The following is a 1,379-nucleotide window of genomic DNA, read 5'->3' on the forward strand; positions in this document are numbered from 1 at the left end:
GAGCTATGCCCGAAAGTTGGTGACGGCGTGATCAGGCGGCGTTTTGAAGTTGCTTGATCCCGTCCTTGAATTCAATCCCCTCAATGATCTGTGGTATTCGGTTCGCCCCGTCGAGTTTGCGCCATTTTGTCTGCGCTGACATCATCAACTTAAACGCCATGGCGAGGCCGGTTTTACGGCTGAGACAACCTTTAGTCTTCCCGGTGCGGTGTCGGACGGTGGCAAAGGTGCTTTCAATAGGATTGGTCGTTCGGATGTGCTTCCAATGCTCGGCTGGGAAATCATAGAAAGCTAGGAGCACGTCGCGGTCTTTGGTCAGCTTGGCGACGGCCTTGTCGTATTTCACACCGTAGGTTGCTGCGAAGAAATCGAAAGCTGCCTCGGCGTCGACGCGGGTTTCAGCCTGCCAGATGTCGTGGAGGTGGCTCTTGGCTTTCGCTTGAACAGATTTCGGCATCGCATTCAGCACATTGCCCGTTTTATGGAACCAACAGCGCTGCTCTTTGGTGGCCCCAAAGACCTCGCGCAGGGCATTCCAGAACCCCAAGGCACCATCACCGATGGCAAGGTCGGGCGCATGGGTGAGCCCCCGGCGTTGCAAATCAAGCAGCAGTTCGCGCCAGCTTTGGGTGCTTTCACGGTAGCCGTCGGCGAGGCCGATGATCTCCTTGCGGCCCCATTCGTCAGCGCCAATGAGCACCAGAACGCATTGTTTCTCCTCAGCCATGCGCGGCCTGAAATAAACGCCATCCGCCCAGACATAGACGAACCGTCGGGTGCTGAGATCGCGGCGCTGCCAGCGATCATACTCATCCCACCAATCGGATTTGAGTCGCGAGATTGTCGTGGATGACAACCCTGCTGCGTTCGGCCCGAGCAACGCGGCCAGAGCCTCCTGAAAATCGCCTGTCGAAATCCCCTTGAGATAAAGCCAGGGTAGCAAGTCCTCGATGGATTTGGATTTGCGCAAATAGGGCGGCAGGATCGTTGAAGTGAACCGGATTTTCTCTGCTTCAGTGCCCCGGTCTCGCACTCGCGGCACCTTGACCGAAACCGCGCCGACCCCGGTCATCACCTCGCGTTCCGGAAGGTGGCCGTGGCGAACCAACCGCGCGCGGCCATCCACGGTTCGGTCAGCAGAATGGGCCTCCAGCAGAACTGAAAGTTCGGCCTCAACCGCCTGCTGGATCAGGTCGCGCGCACCTGCGCGTAGAATGTCAGTCAACGGATCAGCGGAAAATCCGTGTGGATCGGGCAGGTTTGTAATGCTAGTCTTCGTCATGTGGCATATCCCTTTCTCTTCGAGAATTGACGGCGTCTTGAACACCGCCATGATATGCCGCCCCTCAGGGGCCATCACCAACTTTCAGCTATAACTC

The 1,379-nt window shown here is 57.3% G+C and carries 1 protein-coding gene; it reads right to left on the bottom strand.

The features are described 5' to 3' along the window. Positions 1–31: 31 nt before the first annotated feature. A complete protein-coding gene (locus AC5EFR_RS23415; protein WP_493578095.1) occupies positions 32–1,282 on the bottom strand; it encodes an IS256 family transposase in 1,251 nt (416 codons plus the stop codon). Positions 1,283–1,379 lie beyond the last annotated feature (97 nt).

Source organism: Pelagimonas sp. (assembly GCF_058892305.1).

What these genes read in the sequence shown, in the direction of transcription:
- AC5EFR_RS23415 (WP_493578095.1), bottom strand. Translation starts at nt 1,282, where the DNA reads ATGACGAAGACTAGCATTACAAACCTGCCCGATCCACACGGATTTTCC.